We start from the raw sequence: 19,681 nt of genomic DNA, 5'->3' as shown, positions 1-19,681 counted from the left end.
GGACGCCTCCGTCTCCCCGGGGCCGCACGGCGCACCGGAGCCGGAAATCATCCGGAGGGATGACGAGCGCGAACCGGACATCGATCGCGCGGATGAGGGGAGGACGACGGATGCCGCGACCCCGACCGTTCGAGACGGTGCGGCCGCGGCATCCGGTGGGCCGGGGTCAGTCCTTCGGGGGCGCGACCACGTTGGGCTTCGTCGGGTCCAGCGGGGCGCCGGTGGCCAGGCGCGCATTCCGGCGGGAGTACGCGAAGTAGATCGCGAAGCCGAGGGCGAGCCAGATGAGGAAGCGCAGCCAGGTCTCGACCGAGAGGTTGAGCATCAGGTAGGTGCAGATGAGCGCCGACAGGATCGGCAGCACCGGGCTGAACGGCACGCGGAACCCGCGCTCGAGATCGGGACGCTTGCGTCGCAGCACGATCACCCCGATCGAGACGAGCACGAAGGCGGAGAGCGTGCCGATGTTGACCATCTCCTCGAGCACGCCGATCGGCGTGAGACCGGCGACGACGGCCACGATGATCGTGACGATGATCGAGATGACCCACGGCGTGCGGAAGCGCGGGTGCACCTTCGCGAGCGCGCCGGGGAGCAGGCGGTCGCGTGACATCGCGAAGATGATGCGCGTGGCGCCGATCAGCAGGGTCAGGACCACCGTGGTGAGACCCGCCACGGCGCCGGCCGCGATCACAGTGGCCATCCAGGTCTGCCCGTGGAAGGCGAACGCGTTGGCGAGAGCCGCCGAGGGGTTGAGGTCGGAGTAGGGGACCATGCCCGTCACGACGATGGCGACCGCGCAGTAGAGGATCGTGCAGATCACGAGCGACGCGATGATGCCGATCGGCAGGTCGCGCTGGGGGCGCTTGGTCTCTTCGGCGGTGGTGGCCACCACGTCGAACCCGATGTAGGCGAAGAACACCAGAGCGGCTCCCGCGAGGATGCCGCCGACGCCGAAGGTCGCGGGCTCGAGGCCGGAGAGGAACTGCAGCAGCGGCTGCGTCAGACCCGACGCCGACTCGGTGGGCGCCGACTCGGGCACGAACGGGCTGTAGTTGGCGGGGTTGATGAACAGGATGCCGGCGATGATGACGAACAGCACGATGAACAGCTTCACGGCCACGAGAACGAGGTTCACGCGCAGCGATTCCTTGATGCCGAGGGTCATCAGGCCGCCGAGCACCAGCACGAGAAGGATGGCGGGGAGGTCGACGACGCCGCCGTAGGAGATCTCCGCGGGCAGCACGATGCCGATCTGCTCGAGGAAGGTGCCGAGGTAGGCGCTCCACCCCTGCGCGACGACGCTCGCACCGAGGAACATCTCCAGGATCAGATCCCACCCGATGATCCACGCGAACAGCTCGCCGAGAGACGCGTACGAGAAGGTGTACGCCGACCCCGAGACGGGCACGGTCGAGGCGAATTCGGCGTAGCACATGGCCGCGAGGCCGCACGCGATCGCGGCGATGATGAAGCTGATCACCACGGCGGGTCCTGCCACGTCGTGTGCGGCGCGCCCGGTGAGGGTGAAGATGCCCGCGCCGATGACGACGCCCACGCCGAAGACGGTCAGGTCGACCGCGCTGAGGGATTTCTTGAGGCGGAACTCCGGCTCATCGGTGTCGGCGATGGATTGCTCCACCGACTTGGTACGGAAAAGGCTCACGCGACGCTTCCCTGTCTCGACGGATCTCTGTGTCAGGAGGTGTCCCCGGAGCGAACACCACCCCCGGAGAATAGTCCCTGGCGTCGCCCGTGACTATCGCCCCACCGCCGCACGACCTGAGGGCTATCACACCGTTCTGCGTCCGGGTAATTCATCGAATGTCGGTGTAAGGTTTTTCGTATTATGGCTATGAAGCACATCACGCATCTCGTCGACGATCTCGACGGCACCGTCCTCGAAGACGGACAGGGTAAGCAGATCACTTTCTCCGTCGAGGGTCGCGCTTATGAGATCGACCTTTCCGACCGGAATGCCGACAAGTTCTATTCGGCGATCGCGCCTTTCGTGGACGCGGCTCGGTCGGTCTCGCGAGGAGGCGCCACCACGCGTCGTTCGCGCGCGCCGCGTCGTTCCAGCGATGTCGATCTCGGTGCCGTCCGCGAATGGGCCCGTGCCAACGGACACACCGTGAGCGACCGGGGTCGCGTTCCCGCGTCCATCCTCGACGCGTACGCCGACGCCAATTCCTGAGATCCCCTCGGATTCTCCGATCGGTCGGTCGACGGCCGATATCGCGTCGGGCGCGGTGACGCAATTCGCTGTGCTCGACGCCCTTCTGGGCGGCGTGTATTCCTCCGGTATCGAGGTGTCCACGGTCGTTGAATTCGGCGATACCGGGATCGGCTGCTGCGAGGGACTGGGCGGTGAGGTCGTCGTCCTCGACGGCGTGCCCTTCGAATGCACGCCCGGGGCCGCGCCGCGACCTATGGACCCGGGCGAGACCCTGCCGTTCGTCGACGTGTGCACGCTGGGCGACGCGGTGGACGGTGCCGTCGGCGATCTCGACTTCGCCCGCCTCGAGAGTGATGTCGAAGCGCGCCTGGCCAGTCGCAACCTGTTCCACGCGGTGCGCCTGGACGGCGTGATGGCGCGCGTGCGCACGCGCGTGACGCGGAAGCAGGAGGCGCCCTTCCGCCCCTTGGCGGAGGTCGCCGCCGAGCAGATCGAGACGGTGTCGACGTCGTGCGCGGGTACTCTCGTGGGCTTCTGGATGCCCCGCATCTATCAGGGCATCACGGTGGCGGGCCTTCACCTGCATTTCCTCAGCGACGACCGCACGGTGGGCGGTCATGTCCTCGACGTGCGTGTGCGCGAAGGTCGACTGCGCATGGCGGCATATGCGCGCCTTCTCCTGCAACTGCCCGATGACGAGCAATTCCGTCGGACCGAACTCACGCACGACGACGACCATCGGATCGTCGCCGTCGAGAGTCGTCCGTCCTCTTCCGACGCCGGTGAAAGCTGACGATGAAGCGGGTGAATTCGCAATAGTCCGCCCCCCGGCAGGCGGAAATGCCCACTTACGATCGGCGCATGGCGAAAAAGCACATCACCCAGTTGATCGACGATCTCGACGGTTCCGTCATCGACGATGGAACAACCGTGCACTTCTCCCTCGAAGGGCGTTCCTACGAGATCGATCTTTCCGGCGAGAATGCGGAGAAGCTGCGCGAGGCGTTCTCCCCTTTCATCTCCGCGGGGCGCGCCGTCGGTCTTTCCGCACCGTCTGTGCGCAAAGAGTCGCGCCGACGCCCGGCATCCACGCGCGATCTCGTCGACGTGCGCAGGTGGGCCGAAAAGAATGGGCACCCCGTCAATGCGCGAGGGCGTATTTCGGCAGCCGTGCTCGCGGCTTACGACGCGGTGCACTGAGGTATACGTGAAGAGCCGGATGCCCCTCGACGATCTCGTCGAAAGGGCATCCGGCTCTCGTCATCCCGGGCGTGTCAGACGAGGGCGCCGTCGCCGGCTCCGACGGCGAGACGCTCGGCGGCGATGCCTTCGGCGGCGGCGAGCGGGGTGACCCCGCGCGTTTCGGCCTCGTCGAACACCCGGCGCACGGTGTCGCCGATGTCGGCGACGCGTCCCATGATCTCTTCGAGCGTGCCGCGCTGCTTGGCGACGAGGTCGAGGTAGATCACCCCGCCGGCGTTGACCACGAAGTCGGGGGCGTAGAGGATGCCGCGTCGGGCGAGGCGCTCGGCGCCCGTACGCTCAGCGAGCGGGTTGTTGGCCGGACCGCAGACCGCGCGCGCGTCCAGAGCGTCGATGACGGCGTCGGTCAGGACGCCGCCGATGCCGGCGGGGACGAACACGTCGGCCGGCACCAGGTGCGCCTCGCTCGGCTCGACCCACGCGGCGCCCAGCTCGGCGGCCAGCGCGCGCTTGGCGGGGTTGACGTCGGTGACCGTCAGCGTCGCACCCTCGGTCGCCAGGCGCTCGGCCAGTCGGCTGCCGACCTGCCCGAGGCCCGCGATCGTGATACGGCGACCGGTGACCTCGCCGGTGCCCACCGCACGCTCGAGCGTCGCGACAAGGGCGGCGTAGACGCCGAGGCTGGTGGGACCGGCCGGCTCTCCCGAACCGCCCACCGTGTCGGGCAGGCCCACGACGTGGGCCGTGCGCTCGCTCACCACGAGCATGTCGTCGGTGGTGGACCCCACGTCTTCGGCTGTGCGGTACAGGCCGCCGAGGCTCTCGACGGCATCGCCGAGGTCGAGGAAGGCCGCGCGCCGGCGGTCCGCGTCGAGGACGGTGCCCTCGGGCAGGCCGATGACGCTCTTGCCTCCGCCCGCGTCGAGGCCGGCGGCGGCGTTCTTCAGCGTCATGGCCGCGGACAGCCGCAGGGCGTCGCCGAGGGCGTCGGTCCACGAGGGATAGGTCCACAGCCGCGCTCCGCCGAGGGCGGAGCCGAGGACCGAGGAGTGCAGGGCGACGGCGATGAACAGGCCGCTGCGGCGTCCCGTCATCACCTCCACGCGCTCGTGGGTGAAATCGGGCAGGGGCAGGGCGTTGGTCATCGCGTTCCTTGTCGTCGGTCGCCTTGTGGGCGGCACGTTCCGGAGGCCGCGGCGTTGCGGCATCCGACACCATTCTGACGCGCGCGGCGGCGGAGCGCGATGGGGCCGCGCGGAGTCGGCGCGACGCTGCCGGTGGGGGCGCCTGCCGGGATCCGTCGAACGGAACGGACGAACGGTTCGGGGGGGGGCGTCGGCTCGCGCGGGACGCGGCTCCCGGGGCGGGTCGTGCACCGCCGGGGCGTCGACGCCGACCGGGCGACCCGACCGCAGACCGTCCTAGGCTGTCGGGCATGACCGACGCCCTGCCCACCCGGAGCCGTCTCGTCGCCGCGTCGTTGGCGGCCGCCGGCATCCCCGGGGAGATCGTGGTGCTCCCGGATGCGGCGTCCACGGCGGCCCTGGCCGCCGCGGCCCTGGGCATCGAGGTGGGGGCGATCGCCAACAGTCTGGTGTTCTGGAGCGATGACGAGCCGCTCCTCGTGATGACCAGCGGGGCGCACCGGGTCGACACGACGGCGCTGGCCCGACGGCTGGGGCGGGGGGCGATCCGACGGGCGACGCCCCAACAGGTGCTCGCCGCGACCGGTCAGCCGATCGGGGGAGTCGCACCGACCGGGCACCCGGCGCCGTTGACGACCGTCGTGGACGAGGACCTCGCGGCGTTCGCGGAGATCTGGGCCGCGGGCGGGACGCCGCATACGGTGTTCCCGCTGACGTTCGACGAGCTCGTGCGGGTGACCGGCGGGACGGTGGCGCGGGTCGCGTGAGCGCGGGCGCGGCGCGCGGGTCGGCGGGTTCGGGGCGCAGTCCGGCATCTGGGGCGAGAACCTCGCGCCCCGAACGGCAGAATCCGCCCCGAGACCGGTGAGGCGGCCGTCGCGCCGGCCCGTCAGAGTGGCACCCTCACCGCGGTGAGTCGTGGGTTCGGGGCGCGATTCGTCGTTCGGGGCATGAATTTCGCGCCCCGAACGGAAGAACGCGCCCCGAACCGTGGAAGAGGGTAGGACCGGGCGGCGCGGCGGGGGGTCCGCGCCGCCCGGCGGGCTCACGCCGGGGGGGAGGGCGTGAGGGCGGTGAGGCACACGACGGCGGCCGCGGCCGACCACGCCTGCGGGCGGCACGCGGCGGGATACGGCGTGGGCACCGAGGAGTGGGTGCGCTGGTCGCCGGAGTGCAACTCGGGTACGCGGTACGCGAAGCCCTCGGCGGCATCCAGCAGGCCGTCGACCACCGTCCGCGCCTCGGCGGTCAGGCCCGCGCGCAGCATGCCGTGGGCGGCGATCGCGGTGTCGTGCACCCAGACGCTGCCCCCGTGGTACGACACCGGCCAGTAGCCGGCGGCGCCGGTCGACATCGTGCGGATGCCGTACCCGCTCGACATGCTCTCGCCGAGCAGGAGCGACGCGACGTGCTGCTCCTCGTCGGGGGAGAGGATGCCGGTGCCGATCAGGTGCCCGATGTTGCTGGTGAGCGTGTCGACGGGGCGCTTGGCGTTGTCGAGGGCGACGGCGGGGTAGCGGCCCTCGGGCGTCTCGACCCAGTACGTCGCGGCGAAACGCGTCTTGAGGTCGACCGCCCAGGCGCGCCAGAACGCGACGTCGTCGGCATCCGTGTCCGCTCCGAGGGCCTCGAGAAGGTCGGCGCCGGCGAGGGCGGCCTCGTAGGCGTACGCCTGCACCTCGCACAGGGCGATCGGACCCTCGGCGAGACGCCCGTCGCGCCACTGGATCGAGTCGCCGGAGTCCTTCCAGCCCTGATTCGACAGACCGGTTCCGAGGCGGTCGATGTAGTCGAGGAAGCCGTCACCGTCGCTGTCGCCGCTGTCGCGGATCCAGCCGAGCGCCGCGCGCAGCGCCGGGAGCAGCTCGCGCACCTCGGCCTCGGGCATACCGGCACGCCAGGCGTCGGCGAGCAGGCAGATCCACAGGGGCGTCGAGTCGACGCTGCCGTAGTACTTCGGCGGCAGCACGATGCCCTCGCCCGGGATCTCGAGCGACGACGCCCGCAGCTCGTGCAGGATCTTGCCCGGCTCCTGCGCGGTCGGGGCGTCGTCGTCGGTTCCCTGCAGACGCGCGAGCACGCGGAGGGTGGATGCCGCGATCTCGCGGTCGAGCGGGAGGGCCAGGCGTGCGGCCCAGATCGAGTCGCGTCCGAAGAGCGTGAAGAACCAGGGCGCTCCGGCCGCGAAGAACTCGTCGTGGGGGTGTTCGGGGAGGACGAGGCGCAGCGCGTCGAGATCGTCGAGGGCCGTCCGCAGCCACCGCGCGAGGCGGGGGTCTGAGGCGCCGGATGCCACGGCCGCGGCATCCCAGCGGGCCGGAACCGACGGCGAGTCCACGACGAGGGCGTCGTCGCGCAGCGCGAGGGTGAAGCCCACCTCGACCTCGCCGAACGCGGGAACCGCGATGGTCCACGCGGCCTCGAGACCGTTCTCCGTGGATGACACGTCGGCGCCGGGGGCGACGAGGGTGAGCCCCTGCGCACCGGCGTCGACGCGCACGCCCTCCTGCTCGAGCACCGTCTTGGCGGCACGGGGGCGGGCGTGGCCGGACTTCACCTCGTGCAGCTGAGCGAACTCCGGGCTCAGGTGCAGCCGCACGGTGGTGCGGATCGGCCGGTCGATGCGCGAGCGGACCGTCCACGACTCGCTGACGACGCCGTTGCCGACCCGGCGGTCGCGCAGCAGCCGCACCTTCGGGTCGGGAGTGGTGTCGTCGATCCCGCGCAGCAGCCCCCCGAACACGACACGCGACGCGCCGTCGGGCGCGGTCGAGATCCACTCGATCGGCGAGTCGTCGCACGAAGCCACCAGCGAGCTGAGGTGCCGTACGTCGCCGTGGTAGATGCCGTGGACCGCCGCGGCGCCCATGTCGCCGGTCGCGTCGGACCATACCTGGGTGGGGGCCCGCAGCACGATGAGGGCGTCGTTCAAGAGGGGTTGCAGGGGCATGGTGGTCGTCGTCGTCCCGTTCGGCGAGGTGGTGGGGGCGGTGGTCATTCTTTGACGGCTCCTTCGCTGGCGTTCATGATGCGGCGCTGGAAGATGAAGAACACCACGGCGACCGGGATCGTCATGATGGCCGCGGCCGCGAGTTTGAGGGGGAATTGGCTGCCCTGGCTGAGCTGCCCGCTGGCGAGGGCGGCCACGCCCTTGGTGAGGGTGGTGAGCTCGGGCGACTGGGTGGAGATGACGAAGTGGCTGAGCTCGTTCCACGATCCCTGGAACGACAGGATGACGATGGTGATGAGCGCGGGGCGCGCCATCGGCAGCACGACCGACCAGAAGATGCGGAACGTGCTCGCTCCGTCGATGCGCGCCTGCTCCTCGACGGACGGTGGGATCGACTCGAAGAAGTTCTTCATGATGAACACGCCCGCGGCATCCACGAGGAGGGGCAGGATCATGCCGGCGTAGGAGTCGTAGATGCCGAGCTGGTTGATGACGAGGAACTTCGGGATCAGCAGGACGACGGCGGGAACGGCCATGACCGCGACCAGGCCCGCGAACACCAGCCCGCGCCCGCGGAACTGCAGGCGCGCAAGGGCGTACCCCGCGAGGGAGTTGAAGAACACCCGGCCTGCGGTGACGAACACCGTCACGACGACCGAGTTGCCGAACCACACGGGGAAGTCGGAGTTCAGGAACAGCCGCTCGTACGCGGCCCACGTGAAGGGCTGCGGCGTGAGCGAGATCGGGTCGGCCGCGGCGGCGGCATCCGTCTTGAACGAGGTCGCCACCTGAACCAGGAACGGGTAGATGTACACGATCGCGAGGGCGATCAGCAGCACGTACAGGCCGATCTGCCAGCGCAGGGTCTTCGCCGACATGCGGTGCTTCGCGGGGCGCGTGGGGCCGTCGACGCGCTGCTCCGCGAGCACCGTCGTCTGCGGGGATGCCGTGGCGGTCATCGCGTGACCCCCTTCTGCGCGCGCACCTCGTACTGGCGGATGCGACGTTTCGAGACCGGACGATCGCGCAGGACGAAGCGCTGGAGGATCGTCAGCGCGACGATGATGACGAAGAGCACGAACGCGATCGCCGCGCCCTGGCCCCACTGCTGCGACAGGAAGGCGGAGGAGTAGCTGAGGTAGGCGGGGGTCAGCGTCGTCTTGCCGGGGCCGCCCTGGGTGCCGGTGTAGATCTGGTCGAACACCTGCCAGGTGCCGATGAGGCCCAGGGTGAGCACGGTGAAGAGCACGGGCTTGAGCTGCGGCAGGGTCACGCGCCAGAAGCGCTGCCAGCCGTTGGCGCCGTCCATCATCGCGGCCTCCTGCACGTCGGCGCCGATGTTCTGCAGTCCCGCGATGAAGAGCAGCATGAACGTGCCCGAGGTCGTGAAGACGGCCATGAGGATGAACGCCGACATGGCGACCGAGGGGCCGGCGAGCCAGTCCCACCACGACACGCCCAGGAGCGTGTTGCCGGTGAGGAAGGCGGGGCCGTTCGTCAGGCCCACCGCGCCGAGCAGGTTGTGCACGACGCCGGAGGGGTCGCTGAACCAGTTGGGCCCGTTGATGCCGAGCCACGAGAGCACCTCGTTGACCGCGCCGGATGCCGAGAAGAGGAAGAGCCACAGCACGGTGATCGCCACGGAGCTGGTGACCGAGGGGAAGTAGAACGCGGTGCGGAACAGGCCGCGTCCGCGCAGGACCGCCCGGTTGACGAGGACGGCGAGGAAGAGCGAGAGAGCGGTCTGCAGCGGGACGACGAGCAGCACGTACCAGGCGTTGTTGCGCAGGGCGGTGCCGAAGTCGCGCTCGGCGAGACCGCCACCGGTGGTGACGGCGGCGTAGTTGTCGAGTCCCACGAAGCCGACGTTCGAGGAGAACGGGCTGCCGCGCCCGGTCCAGTCGGAGAAGCTCACCCACAGCGCCATGAGCACGGGGACGAGGAGGAACACGCCGAGGATGATCAGCACCGGGGCGGTGAACAGCCACCCGGCGGCGGCCTCGCCGCGCCGGATCCCCGAGGAGGGGGACCCGGCGCGGCGAGGCGCTGTGGTGAGAGCACTCATGATTACTCGACGATGGCCTCGAGGTTCGACTGCGCCGTCGACAGCAGCGCCTGCGGGTCGCCGGTCTTGAGCGACTCGAGCTGGGCGTTGAAGTCGGTGATGACGTCGGCCGCGCCGGCCATGTTCGGCGGGAACTGCGCGTACTCGGCGCCCGCGAGGAACGCGGTCTGCTCGGGGTTGGCGCTGGACCACGCGTCGGCGGCGGACTGGATCGAGGGCATCGGGCCGAAGGCCTTCGAGAACGCCAGCTGCTGGTCGGTGCCGGTCAAGTACTCCACCAGCGAGCGGGCCTGCTCCTGGTTGCCGCTGTCGGCGGCCATCCCCCAGCAGTTGGTGAACTGCAGGGTGCCTTTGCCACCGGGGCCCGCGGGGAGCTCGGCGACGGTGTAGTTCACGTCGGGGTAGTCGGCCGACATCGCGCCCGTGATCCAGTTGCCCTCGATGACCATCGCGGCCTTCTGCGTGCCGAACGCCTCGCCACCCCAACCGGCGCCCACGTCGGAGGCGAAGGCGAAGGTGCCGTCGTTCAGGTGCGTCTTGACGTAGGTCAGCGCCTCGACGTTCGCGGCGCTGTCGGCGGTGGCTTTCCCGTCGGTGACGAGGCCGCCGCCCGCCTGCGCCATGAAGGCGCCGACGCGCTGGTACTCGGCGCCGAATGCGAGACCCACCCGGCCGTCGGCCGTGAGCTTCTGGGAGACGGATGCCAGCTGGTCCCACGTCGTGGGGATGTCGGCATCCGTGAGTCCGGCCGCCGCCCACAGGTCGGCGTTGATGATGAGCGCGAGGGTGGAGAAGTCCTTCGGGGCGCAGTAGAAAGTGCCGTCGACGGTGAAGTTGTCGACGAGCGAGGGGTAGAAGTCGTCCTTGTTGGCGAGGTCGTCGCCGTACGCGGCGATCGAGCCGTTCGAGGCGTAGCCGGCCAGCGCCTCGGGGGCGAGGTAGAAGAGGTCCGGCGGGGAGCCGGCTGCGAAGCCCTGCGAGAGCTGCTGCGGCAGGTCGTTGGCGGTCTGCACCTCGGCCTCGACGCCGGACTGCTCGCTCCAGGCGGCGACGGCGTCGGTGACGGCCTGCGTCTCGGCGTCGCCCGACGAGCCGATGAGGATACTGAGCTTCCCACTGCCGGAGGCCTGCCCCTCGCCGGGCGCGTCGTTGAAGCCCGATCCGCAGGCGGTGAGCGTGAGGGCTCCGGTGGCGAGCAGCGCGCCCGCGGTGAGCCAGGGGCGGACAGGATGCCGTGTCATGTGTCTCTCTCCTTCGATGAGGCATGCGACCCCTCCGGGTGCTCGGAGGGCCGTCGGTTTGAACGATCAAATGACGGTGCGACTACGGTAAGGAACGGCGGGGGACGATGTCAAGCCGTCGGCCGTCGGCCTAGGCTGACGACCTGGCGTGCGCCCGTCGAGCGCGCGGGAATCGCCGGACGGCCGCCGCCGCGCAGCCGCGCCGCGGGCGCCGGCGGAAGGGAATCGCATGGCACAGGGCAGGACCGAGATGGTCAAAGCTCCGACGGTCGACGACGTCGCGCGCCTCGCGGGCGTCTCGCGCCAGACGGTGTCGAACGTCGTGAACACCCCCGACATCGTGCGCGAGTCCACTCGCCTCCGCGTCGAGGCGGCGATCGCCGAACTCGGTTATCGACCGCACGCGGCCGCGCGACGGCTGCGCACCCGCCGCAGCTCCACCATCGGCATCCATCTCGATCCGTATGCCGGCGGGATCGCCGGTGTCGTCCTCGACCGTTTCGTGCACGCGCTCACCGAACGCGCCGGAGAACGCGACATGCGGGTGCTGCTGTACGCCGCCCGCACGGCCGAGGAGGAGATCGACCGCCTCGGCGACCTCCTCGAGGGGGGCGAGGTGGATGCCGTCGTCATCACCGGCACCTTCCACGGCGACCCGCGCACCGGGTGGCTCACTCGGCGCGGGCTGCCGTTCGTGTCGTTCGGCCGGCCGTGGGGCGAGGACGACGTCGAGGCCCCCGCCCACCTCTGGGTCGACGTCGACGGCGCGGCGGGGACGCGAGCCGCGACCGCCCACGCGCTCGAGCGCGCCGACGGTCGCGTGGCCTTCCTCGGGTGGCCCGAGGGGTCGGGGACCGGCGACGAGCGCGAGCGCGGGTGGCGCGAGAGCGTCGGCGCGGCACGGGGACCACGATGGGTCGTCGAGGACAGCGTGGCCCTCGCCCGTGACGCGGTCGAGAGCGGCCTGCGCAGCGATCCCGACGTGACCTCGATCGTGTGCGCGAGCGACTCGCTCGCCATCGGCGCGCATCTCGCGACGGCCCTGGCCGGTCGCCCCGATATCCGCATCATCGGGTTCGACAACACGCCCGCGGCCGAGGCCCTCGGACTCTCCAGCGTCGAGCAGCTGCCCGAGCGGGTGGCATCCGGAGCCCTCGACTTGCTGATGGGGGAGAACGGCACGGTGGTCGCCCCGCGCCCCGCGACGGCCGGGGCCGCGCACGTGCTCGTGGAGCCGCGGCTGGTCGTGCGCTGACGTGCGGCGCGCGGCTGCCCGGTCCCCGGCTGTCCGTCGGCGCAGGCGTGTGGGGTGGTGAGCGGCGGTTTGGGGCGTGATCTGCATCTTGGGGCGGTAATCGTGCGCCCCGAATGACGGAATGCGCCCCAAATCCGGCGCGGCCGACGTCCTCAGGGCCGTGCCGCGCGGGCGGGGCGATGTGCGGACGAGCGTGGTCACCCTCGCGCGCGAACACCGCAATGGTTTGGGGCGTGATCTGCATCTCGGGGCGGCAATCGTGCGCCCCGAACGAGGGAATTCGCCCCGAAAAGGGCGTGGGCCGGGGGGAGTCGCACGCTGAGCCGCGTCAGGCGGGGCGGCCGATACGGCGGGCGAGCTCGGCGGCGGTGGCGGCCGCGGCCTCGGCCAGGGCGTCGGCGTCGCGCGCGGGGCCGTCGGACGGCCAGGTGACCGCGACGGCGGCGGCGGGCCAGCCGGCGTGGTCGAGCACCGGGGCGGCGACGGAGCGGAATCCCGGCGTGACCTCGCCGTTCTCGCTCGCGTGACCGGCGGTGCGCACCTGGCGCAGCAGCTCGCGCAGGCCGCGCGGGGTGGCGGGGCCCACGCCGTGGCGCTGCGTGAGGGCCGTGGCATCCGGGAACAGGGCTCTCACCTGCTCGCGGGGGAGGGCCGCGAGCATCGCCCGGCCCGTCGCCGTGAGGTGCGCGGGGAGGCGCACGCCCACGTCGGTCACGAGCGCCGGGCGGCGCGGGGCCCGCTCCTCGACGATGTACAGCACGTCGCGACCGGCGAGCACGGCGAGGTGCGCGCTCTCTCCCACGCGGTCGGACAGGGCGGCGAGCAGGGGACGACCGAGGCGCGCGAGCGGTTGCTGTCGCGCGTAACCTCCGCCCAGTTCGAACGCGGCGGTGCCGAGCCCCCAGCGGCGGTCGCCCGGCAGGTGCACGACGTAGCCGTGCGCCTCGAGGGTCGCGAGCAGGTGGTAGGTGCTCGATCGCGGGATGCCGAGGGCGGTCGCGATGGTCTGCGCGGCCACCGGGCCGGGTTGCCGCGCGAGCAGCGAGAGGATCCGCAGCGTCTGATCGGCGGCGGGCACCTGCGGGCGGGGAATGTCTGGCATGACAGACACAGGATGCCAGAACCTCGTCGTTCCGGGACGGCGGAAGCGGTGGAATCGCCTCATGCACACGAGCCTCACCGTCGAATCCGTCACCGTCGGATCGGCCACCCTCCGCCCCCGCGACGTCGTGGAAGTCGCGCGCCACGGCGCCCGGGTGGTCGTGGACGATGACGCCTTGCAGCGCGTCGCCGACACGCGCGCCCTCATCGAGGCGCTCGCCGACGACCCGCAGCCGCACTACGGCATCTCGACGGGGTTCGGAGCTCTCGCGACGACGTTCATCGCCGACGACCGTCGCGCGCAGCTGCAGGCGAGCCTCATCCGCTCGCACGCCGCCGGCACCGGCGCCGAGGTCGAGCGCGAGGTCGTCCGCGCCCTCATGCTGCTGCGCCTCCAGACGCTCGCGACCGGCCGCGCGGGGGTGCGCCCGATCGTGGTCGAGACCTACGCGGCCCTGCTGAACGCCGGCATCACCCCCGTCGTGCGCGAGTACGGCTCGCTCGGCTGCTCGGGCGACCTGGCTCCCCTGTCGCACGTCGCGCTCGCCGTGATGGGCGAGGGTGAGGTGCGGGATGCCGCGGGGCACGCCCTCGCGGCCGCCGACGCCCTCGCCGCGGCCGGGATCACGCCCGTCGCGCTCCGCGAGAAGGAGGGGCTGGCGCTCATCAACGGCACCGACGGCATGCTCGGCATGCTGCTGCTCGCCCTCCACGACCTCGAGACGCTGCTGACCACGGCCGACGTCGCCGCGGCGATCTCGATCGAGTCGCAGCTGGGGACGGATGCCGTCTTCGCGGCCGACCTCATGGCCCTGCGGCCGCAGCTCGGTCAGGCCGCCTCCGCCGCGAACCTCCGCGCGCTGCTGGCCGGCTCGCCGCTGGTCGCCAGCCACCGCGGGCCCGAGTGCACGCGCGTGCAGGACGCCTACTCGCTGCGCTGCGCCCCCCAGGTGCACGGCGCCGCCCGCGACACGATGGCCCATGCCGCGCAGATCGCCGGGCGGGAGCTGGCATCCGCCGTCGACAACCCCGTCGTCACTGTGGACGGTCGCGTCGAGTCCAACGGCAACTTCCACGGCGCCCCGGTGGCGTACGTGCTCGACTTCCTCGCGATCGCGGTGGCGGATGTGGCATCGATGTCGGAGAGGCGCACCGACCGGGCCCTCGACGTGGCGCGCAGCAACGGGTTGCCGCCGTTCCTGGCCGACGAGGTCGGCGTCGACTCGGGCCTGATGATCGCGCAGTACGCCGCGGCGGGCATCGTGTCGGAGCTCAAGCGGCTCGCGGCCCCCGCCTCGGTCGACTCGATCCCGTCGAGCGCCATGCAGGAGGACCACGTCTCGATGGGATGGGCCGGCGCCCGCAAACTCCGCCGCGCGGTCGACGGGCTCGCCCGCGTGCTCGCGATCGAGGTGCTCACCGGATGCCGCGCCCTCGACCTGCGCGCACCGCTCCAGCCCGCGTCGGCCACCGGAGCCGTGCGCGACCTCGTGCGCTCGCGCGTGCAGGGACCCGGACCCGACCGCTTCGTCTCGCCCGAGATCGAGGCCGTCACCGACCTCGTCGCCTCCGGAGCGGTCGCCCGGACCGCCCTCGCCCTGATCGAAGGAGATCGCGCATGACCGACACCACCACCCGCCCCGGCGCCGCCCCGGTGCCGCCGGAGTCGGATGCCAGCCGCGTGGCATCCGGGATCCGGGCCGCCCGCGGCGCCACACCGACGGCGAAGAGCTGGGGCGCCGAGGCGGCGAAACGCATGCTGATGAACAACCTCGATCCCGAGGTGGCCGAGCGTCCCGACGACCTCGTCGTGTACGGCGGGACGGGGCGGGCCGCGCGCTCGTGGGCCGCGTACGACGCGATCGTGCGCACCCTCGACGAGCTCGAGCCCGACGAGACGCTGCTCGTGCAGTCGGGCAAGCCCGTCGGCGTCTTCCGCACGCACGAGTGGGCGCCGCGCGTGCTCATCGCCAACTCCAACCTCGTGGGGGACTGGGCGACGTGGCCCGAGTTCCGCCGGCTCGAAGGCCTCGGACTCACGATGTACGGCCAGATGACCGCCGGGTCGTGGATCTACATCGGCACGCAGGGCATCCTCCAGGGCACGTACGAGACGTTCTCCGCGGTGGCGCGCTCGCTCGGCCGGGCGTCGCTCGCCGGCACCCTCACCCTCACGGCCGGTTGCGGCGGGATGGGAGGCGCGCAGCCCCTCGCGGTGACCATGAACGGCGGCGCGGTGCTCATCGTCGACGTCGACCGCGCGCGCCTCGACCGCCGCGTCGCCCACGGCTACCTCGACGAGGTCGCCGACGACCTCGACTCCGCGATCGCACGGGTGACCGCTGCGCGCGAAGCGGGAGAGGCGCTGTCCGTCGGCGTCGAGGGCAACGCGGCCGAGATCTTCCCGGAACTGCTTGCCCGCGGCATCCGGATCGACATCGTCACCGACCAGACGAGCGCGCACGACCCCCTGTCGTACCTGCCCGTCGGGACGTCGGTGAAGGACGGGGCGGCCGAGGCCGTGCGCGACCCCGAGGAGTTCACCCGCCGGGCGCGCGAGAGCATGGCCGCGCACGTGAAGGCGATGGTGGGATTCCAGGATGCCGGAGCCGCGGTGTTCGACTACGGCAACTCGATCCGCCGCGAGGCGGAGCTGGGCGGCTACGACCGCGCCTTCACGTTCCCGGGGTTCGTGCCGGCCTACATCCGCCCGCTCTTCGCCGAGGGGAAGGGCCCGTTCCGCTGGGTGGCGCTGTCGGGCGACCCCGAGGACATCGCCAAGACCGACCGTGCCGTCGCCGAGCTGTTCCCGCACGACACCGCCCTGCACCGCTGGCTCGAGAAGGCCGGGGAGAAGGTGCGCTTCGAGGGATTGCCGGCGCGCATCTGCTGGCTCGGCTACCAGGAGCGTCATCTCGCGGGGCTGCGGTTCAACGAGATGGTGGCGTCGGGCGAGTTGTCGGGGCCGATCGTCATCGGCCGCGACCACCTCGACGCCGGCTCCGTCGCCTCCCCGTACCGCGAGACCGAGGCGATGGCCGACGGGTCGGACGCGATCGCCGACTGGCCGCTGCTGAACGCGCTGCTGAACACCGCGAGCGGAGCGTCGTGGGTGTCGATCCACCACGGCGGGGGCGTCGGCATCGGCCGCAGCATCCACGCGGGGCAGGTGTGCGTCGCCGACGGCACCCCTCTGGCCGCCGAGAAGCTCGCGCGCGTGCTCGTCAACGACCCCGGCACCGGCGTCATGCGGCACGTGGATGCCGGCTACGACCGCGCTCGCGAGGTCGCCGCCGAGCGCGGCCTGACGGTGCCGATGTGGTGAGCGCGGCGGCGGACAGCTCCTTCTGGCTGACGGGCATCGGGGAGCTGACGACCAACGTCGCCGCCGATGGCGACCCGTGCGGCACGATCCGCGATGCGGCGCTGCTCGTGCGACGGGGGCGGGTGGAGTGGGCCGGTCCGAGGGATGCCGTGGGCACGACGAGGGACCAGGCCGGCGACGGGCTCCCGGTCGTCGACGTCGGGGGTCGCGCCGTGGTTCCGGGGTTCGTCGACAGCCACACGCATCTCATCTTCGCCGGCGACCGCGCGGACGAGTTCGCCGCGCGCATGGCGGGCGAGACGTATGCCGCGGGCGGCATCCGCACCACCGTCGCGGCGACCCGGTCCGCATCGGACGACGACCTCCGCGCGCGACTGCGGACGCTCGTCGCCGAATGCCGGACCCAGGGCACGACGACGCTCGAGATCAAGACCGGCTACGGCCTCGACGTCGAGAACGAGGCGCGGCTGGCCCGGCTCGCCGCAGAGGTCACGGATGAGGTGACCTTCCTCGGCGCCCACGTCGTGCCGACGGAGTTCGCCGGGCGGGCCGAGGCGTACGTCGATCTCGTCACGGGCCCGATGCTCGCGGCGGTTTCGCCGCACGCGCGCTGGATCGACGTGTTCTGCGACGACGGCGCGTTCACGGCCGACCAGGCCCGGCGGGTGCTCGACGCGGGGCGGGCGGTGGGTCTCGGCATCCGGGTGCACGGCAATCAGCTCGGCTTCGGCGACGGCGTGGCTCTCGCCGTCGACCGCGAGGCGGCCGCCGTGGACCATTGCACCTACCTCACCGACGCCGACGTGGATGCGCTCGCCGCGTCGGACACGGTCGCGACCCTGCTGCCGGGTGTGGAGTTCTCGACCCGGCAGCCGTACCCGGACGCCCGCCGACTGCTCGACGCCGGCGTCACCGTCGCACTGGCGAGCGATTGCAATCCGGGATCGAGCTTCACCAGCTCGATGCCCCTGATGGTCGCCCTCGCGGTGCGGGAGATGGAGATGACGCCCGCGGAGGCCGTGTGGGCGGCGACCGCCGGGGGAGCCCGGGCGCTGCGCCGTACGGATGTCGGCGTCATCGCCCCGGGGGCACGGGCGGACCTCGTGCTGCTCGACGCACCGACGCGCGTGCACCTCGCCTACCGGCCGGGGGTGCCGCTCGTGCGACGCGTGTGGAAGGACGGGATCGCGGTCTGAGTTGACGCGGGGCGGACGCCCGCCGCACGGATGCGGTCGGCGGGCGCCGTCGCGCGGCGGACGTCCGGCGGCTACGGCGTGAACAGCTCGAACTCGTCGGGGGCGACGGCATCCACGTCGTCCCAGGTGCCGTCGTGCCAGGTGAAGACGGCGACGGCGCAGGTGACCATGCGCACGTCGCGGTCGGCGAGACGCGAGACGAGGGCGCTCATGCCGGGGTCGTGCGCGACGACCATGACCTCGTCGCTGCCGGCGGCGCGGGCCGCCGTGAGCAGCTGGTCGGGCTCGGCGAGGTAGAGCTCGGCCTGCTCGGTCACCTCGGCGTCGAAGGTGCGCGCGAACACCGCGGCGGTCTCGCGCGCTCGTAGTGCCGTGCTCGACAGCAGCACCTCGGGTCGCACCCCCGCCCGCAGCACCGCGCGCGCGACCGCGGGAGCGTCGCGGCGCCCACGGTCGTTGAGGGGACGGTCGTGGTCGTCGAGGCCCTCATCGGCCCAGTCCGACTTCGCGTGACGCGCGAGCACGAGTTGGATCATCGTCTTTCCGCCATTCCTGCCAGGAGTTCCAGGACGCACAGTGCGGCCAGTCGGACCGTGCGGCCGTCGTCGGTGTCTGCCGTGGCGTCCACCTCGACGATGTCGGCGCTGGTCACGCCGGGGTCTCGGGCGAGGGCGCGCACGAGGCCGCGCAGCTCCCAGGCGGCGAGCCCGCCCGGGACGCTCGCCGGGCATCCGGGGGCCACCGCGCGGTCGCACACGTCGACGTCGATGTCGAGGTGGACGCCGCCGACGGCGGCCGGGGCAGTGGCGGCTTCGGGGGCGCGGGGGTGGGAGTCGGCATTGGTCCCGGCAGCGGCGTGGGGGGAGGACTCGGCCTGGGTCGGGGCGGCGGGGGAGGAGGCGTCGGCGGCGTGGGTTGGGGCATCGGCGACGTGGGCCCCGGTGCCGGTCGGGCGCGCCTTGCCGGCGACCGCCCCCGCTTCGTCAGAGGCAGGCGTGTCCGCCTTACCGGCGACGTGCAGGGCGTGCGCGACGACGTCGTCGATCCCGCGGCGGCGCACCTCGTCGAGGGTGATGACGGTGATGCCCGCGTCGGCGGCGCGACGCGCGTAGGCGGCGGAGTTGGCGAAGTCGGCGATGCCGATCTGCACGATGCGGCGCGGGTCGAGGCCGTCCGCGATGAGACGACGCACGGGCGAGCCGTTCGATTCGCCGTCGCGCAGGTCGAAGTGGGCATCGAGGGTGATCAGTCCGCGCGACCCGCGTCCTTGGGCCACGGCGTACGTCGCGGAATTATCGCCGCCCAGGGCGATGACCAGCCGCGAGCCCGCCAGGGCGCCGACCGCCGCGCGCACGCGCGCCTCGCCGTCGCGGCCGTCGGGGTCGGCGACGTCGCCCGCATCGGCGATGCGCAGCACGTCGGCGAGGTCGATCGGCGGCGGTCCCATCAGCGTCGGGGAGTAGCGGCGCAGGGCGGCGCGAACCGCCGCGGGGGTCGCACCGGCACCGGTCGGCGACAGCGAGGTGCGCCAGGTCGGCACGCCCAGGAGGACGGCATCCGTCCCCTCCGTCGGCAACGGCCAGTCACCGGCCCGCGGCCACAGCGAATCGACTGACAGCGCGCTCATGCGGCCACGTAGACCCAGGCGCGGCGGCCGCTCGCGAGAGTGACCGACGCGCGACGGTAGAGGGAGACCTCGTACTCGTCGGCTGCGTCGAGCTCATCGGGCGTGAGGAGCAGCACGCGTCCGAAGACCCGGTCGCGGGGATCGTCGGTGCGGCGCAGGATCGGGTGCTCGTCGAGTCCCGAGAGCTGGGCCACGCGCTCGTCGCCCACGTCGGTCCATTCGAGTCGGTAACCCGGGAGCGCGTCGTCCTCTCCCTCGAGCAGTCGGCCGAACGTGTCGAGCTGCACGGCGGGCAGCTGCAGCGTCCCGTAGGTGAAGAGGCACTCCTCCGGCCCCGAACCGTCGCTCACGAGGCTCAGGCTACCGAGCGGTGCGGGCCCACGCGCGGTGCGAC

At 71.9% G+C, this 19,681-nt stretch carries 18 protein-coding genes; 8 read left to right on the top strand and 10 right to left on the bottom strand.

All coding sequences use genetic code 11. From position 1 onward, the window contains the following. Positions 1-166 precede the first annotated feature (166 nt). Positions 167-1,666 (bottom strand): amino acid permease, encoded by a 1,500-nt coding sequence (locus B0B15_RS12775; protein ID WP_076676687.1) that lies wholly within the window; start codon positions 1,664-1,666, stop codon positions 167-169. Between the two features lie 189 nt (positions 1,667-1,855). Here B0B15_RS12775 and B0B15_RS12770 point away from each other — a divergent pair, with 189 nt between their 5' ends. The 3 genes from B0B15_RS12770 to B0B15_RS12760 all read left to right on the top strand — a co-directional run bounded on the left by B0B15_RS12770 (position 1,856) and on the right by B0B15_RS12760 (position 3,379). Beyond that, entirely contained in the window at positions 1,856-2,197 is a 342-nt protein-coding gene (locus B0B15_RS12770; protein WP_371113261.1) for a histone-like nucleoid-structuring protein Lsr2, read from the top strand. A 55-nt stretch (positions 2,198-2,252) separates the two neighbouring features. Next, positions 2,253-2,972, top strand: a complete 720-nt coding sequence (locus tag B0B15_RS12765) for an acetolactate decarboxylase (RefSeq protein WP_256334315.1) — start codon at positions 2,253-2,255, stop codon at positions 2,970-2,972. A gap of 68 nt (positions 2,973-3,040) precedes the next feature. Then, positions 3,041-3,379 (top strand): histone-like nucleoid-structuring protein Lsr2, encoded by a 339-nt coding sequence (locus B0B15_RS12760; protein ID WP_076676682.1) that lies wholly within the window; start codon positions 3,041-3,043, stop codon positions 3,377-3,379. A 74-nt stretch (positions 3,380-3,453) separates the two neighbouring features. Here B0B15_RS12760 and B0B15_RS12755 read toward each other — a convergent pair whose 3' ends face one another. Continuing rightward, positions 3,454-4,527: a Glu/Leu/Phe/Val dehydrogenase family protein gene (locus B0B15_RS12755; RefSeq protein ID WP_076676681.1), complete on the bottom strand. Its 1,074-nt coding sequence runs from the start codon at positions 4,525-4,527 to the stop codon at positions 3,454-3,456. Positions 4,528-4,817: 290 nt separating this feature from the next. Between B0B15_RS12755 and B0B15_RS12750 the strand changes: the two genes are divergently transcribed. After that, positions 4,818-5,294, top strand: a complete 477-nt coding sequence (locus B0B15_RS12750) for a YbaK/EbsC family protein (protein ID WP_076676679.1) — start codon at positions 4,818-4,820, stop codon at positions 5,292-5,294. Positions 5,295-5,572: 278 nt separating this feature from the next. Here the strand turns inward: B0B15_RS12750 and B0B15_RS12745 are convergent, their stop codons facing one another. The 4 genes from B0B15_RS12745 to B0B15_RS12730 form a co-directional block, all read right to left on the bottom strand. Continuing rightward, on the bottom strand, positions 5,573-7,525 hold the full coding sequence (locus tag B0B15_RS12745; RefSeq protein WP_083709021.1) for a glycogen debranching N-terminal domain-containing protein: 1,953 nt from the start codon (positions 7,523-7,525) through the stop codon (positions 5,573-5,575). After that, a complete protein-coding gene (locus B0B15_RS12740; RefSeq protein WP_371113263.1) occupies positions 7,522-8,355 on the bottom strand; it encodes a carbohydrate ABC transporter permease in 834 nt (277 codons plus the stop codon). Before B0B15_RS12740 ends, B0B15_RS12745 begins: the two co-directional genes overlap by 4 nt. Positions 8,356-8,432: 77 nt before the next feature. Then, the gene (locus B0B15_RS12735) at positions 8,433-9,542 is read right to left on the bottom strand and encodes a carbohydrate ABC transporter permease (RefSeq protein WP_076676676.1); all 1,110 of its coding nucleotides are present in this window, start codon (positions 9,540-9,542) and stop codon (positions 8,433-8,435) included. Positions 9,543-9,544: 2 nt separating this feature from the next. Then, a complete protein-coding gene (locus B0B15_RS12730; protein WP_076676675.1) occupies positions 9,545-10,783 on the bottom strand; it encodes a sugar ABC transporter substrate-binding protein in 1,239 nt (412 codons plus the stop codon). A 250-nt stretch (positions 10,784-11,033) separates the two neighbouring features. On the opposite strand from B0B15_RS12730, the gene B0B15_RS12725 reads away from it, so the two are divergent. Continuing rightward, complete coding sequence (locus B0B15_RS12725; RefSeq protein WP_076676673.1) at positions 11,034-12,038, top strand: LacI family DNA-binding transcriptional regulator; 1,005 nt, start codon at positions 11,034-11,036, stop codon at positions 12,036-12,038. Positions 12,039-12,366: 328 nt separating this feature from the next. On the opposite strand, the gene B0B15_RS12720 is transcribed toward B0B15_RS12725, so the two are convergent. Then, complete coding sequence (locus B0B15_RS12720; protein ID WP_076676671.1) at positions 12,367-13,140, bottom strand: IclR family transcriptional regulator; 774 nt, start codon at positions 13,138-13,140, stop codon at positions 12,367-12,369. Positions 13,141-13,201: 61 nt separating this feature from the next. Here B0B15_RS12720 and hutH point away from each other — a divergent pair, with 61 nt between their 5' ends. The 3 genes from hutH to hutI are packed head-to-tail and all read left to right on the top strand — an operon-like array spanning position 13,202 to position 17,660. Next, a complete protein-coding gene (gene hutH / locus B0B15_RS12715) occupies positions 13,202-14,761 on the top strand; it encodes a histidine ammonia-lyase (RefSeq protein WP_076676670.1) in 1,560 nt (519 codons plus the stop codon). After that, positions 14,758-16,464 (top strand): urocanate hydratase, encoded by a 1,707-nt coding sequence (gene hutU, locus B0B15_RS12710; RefSeq protein WP_083709020.1) that lies wholly within the window; start codon positions 14,758-14,760, stop codon positions 16,462-16,464. Before hutH ends, hutU begins: the two co-directional genes overlap by 4 nt. Continuing rightward, the gene (gene hutI, locus B0B15_RS12705; RefSeq protein ID WP_091366527.1) at positions 16,461-17,660 is read left to right on the top strand and encodes an imidazolonepropionase; all 1,200 of its coding nucleotides are present in this window, start codon (positions 16,461-16,463) and stop codon (positions 17,658-17,660) included. The genes hutU and hutI overlap by 4 nt, the downstream gene beginning before the upstream one ends. A 71-nt stretch (positions 17,661-17,731) precedes the next feature. On the opposite strand, the gene B0B15_RS12700 is transcribed toward hutI, so the two are convergent. Genes B0B15_RS12700 through B0B15_RS12685 form a run of 3 tightly spaced genes read right to left on the bottom strand, consistent with a single transcriptional unit; the run spans position 17,732 to position 19,637 of the window. After that, positions 17,732-18,196 carry a SixA phosphatase family protein gene (locus B0B15_RS12700; RefSeq protein ID WP_076676668.1) on the bottom strand — a complete coding sequence of 155 codons (465 nt, stop codon included), beginning with the start codon at positions 18,194-18,196 and terminating at the stop codon, positions 17,732-17,734. Beyond that, on the bottom strand, positions 18,193-19,287 hold the full coding sequence (locus tag B0B15_RS16835; RefSeq protein ID WP_083709019.1) for an arginase family protein: 1,095 nt from the start codon (positions 19,285-19,287) through the stop codon (positions 18,193-18,195). Before B0B15_RS16835 ends, B0B15_RS12700 begins: the two co-directional genes overlap by 4 nt. Next, positions 19,284-19,637 (bottom strand): gamma-glutamylcyclotransferase family protein, encoded by a 354-nt coding sequence (locus B0B15_RS12685; protein WP_076677584.1) that lies wholly within the window; start codon positions 19,635-19,637, stop codon positions 19,284-19,286. The genes B0B15_RS16835 and B0B15_RS12685 overlap by 4 nt, the downstream gene beginning before the upstream one ends. Between the last annotated feature and the right edge of the window lie 44 nt (positions 19,638-19,681).

Origin of the sequence: Microbacterium sp. RU1D, from assembly GCF_900156435.1 — a bacterium.
GTDB lineage: Bacteria > Actinomycetota > Actinomycetes > Actinomycetales > Microbacteriaceae > Microbacterium.
The sequence above is the reverse complement of the archived record's forward strand: the minus strand, read 5'-3'. Positions and strand labels throughout refer to the sequence as shown.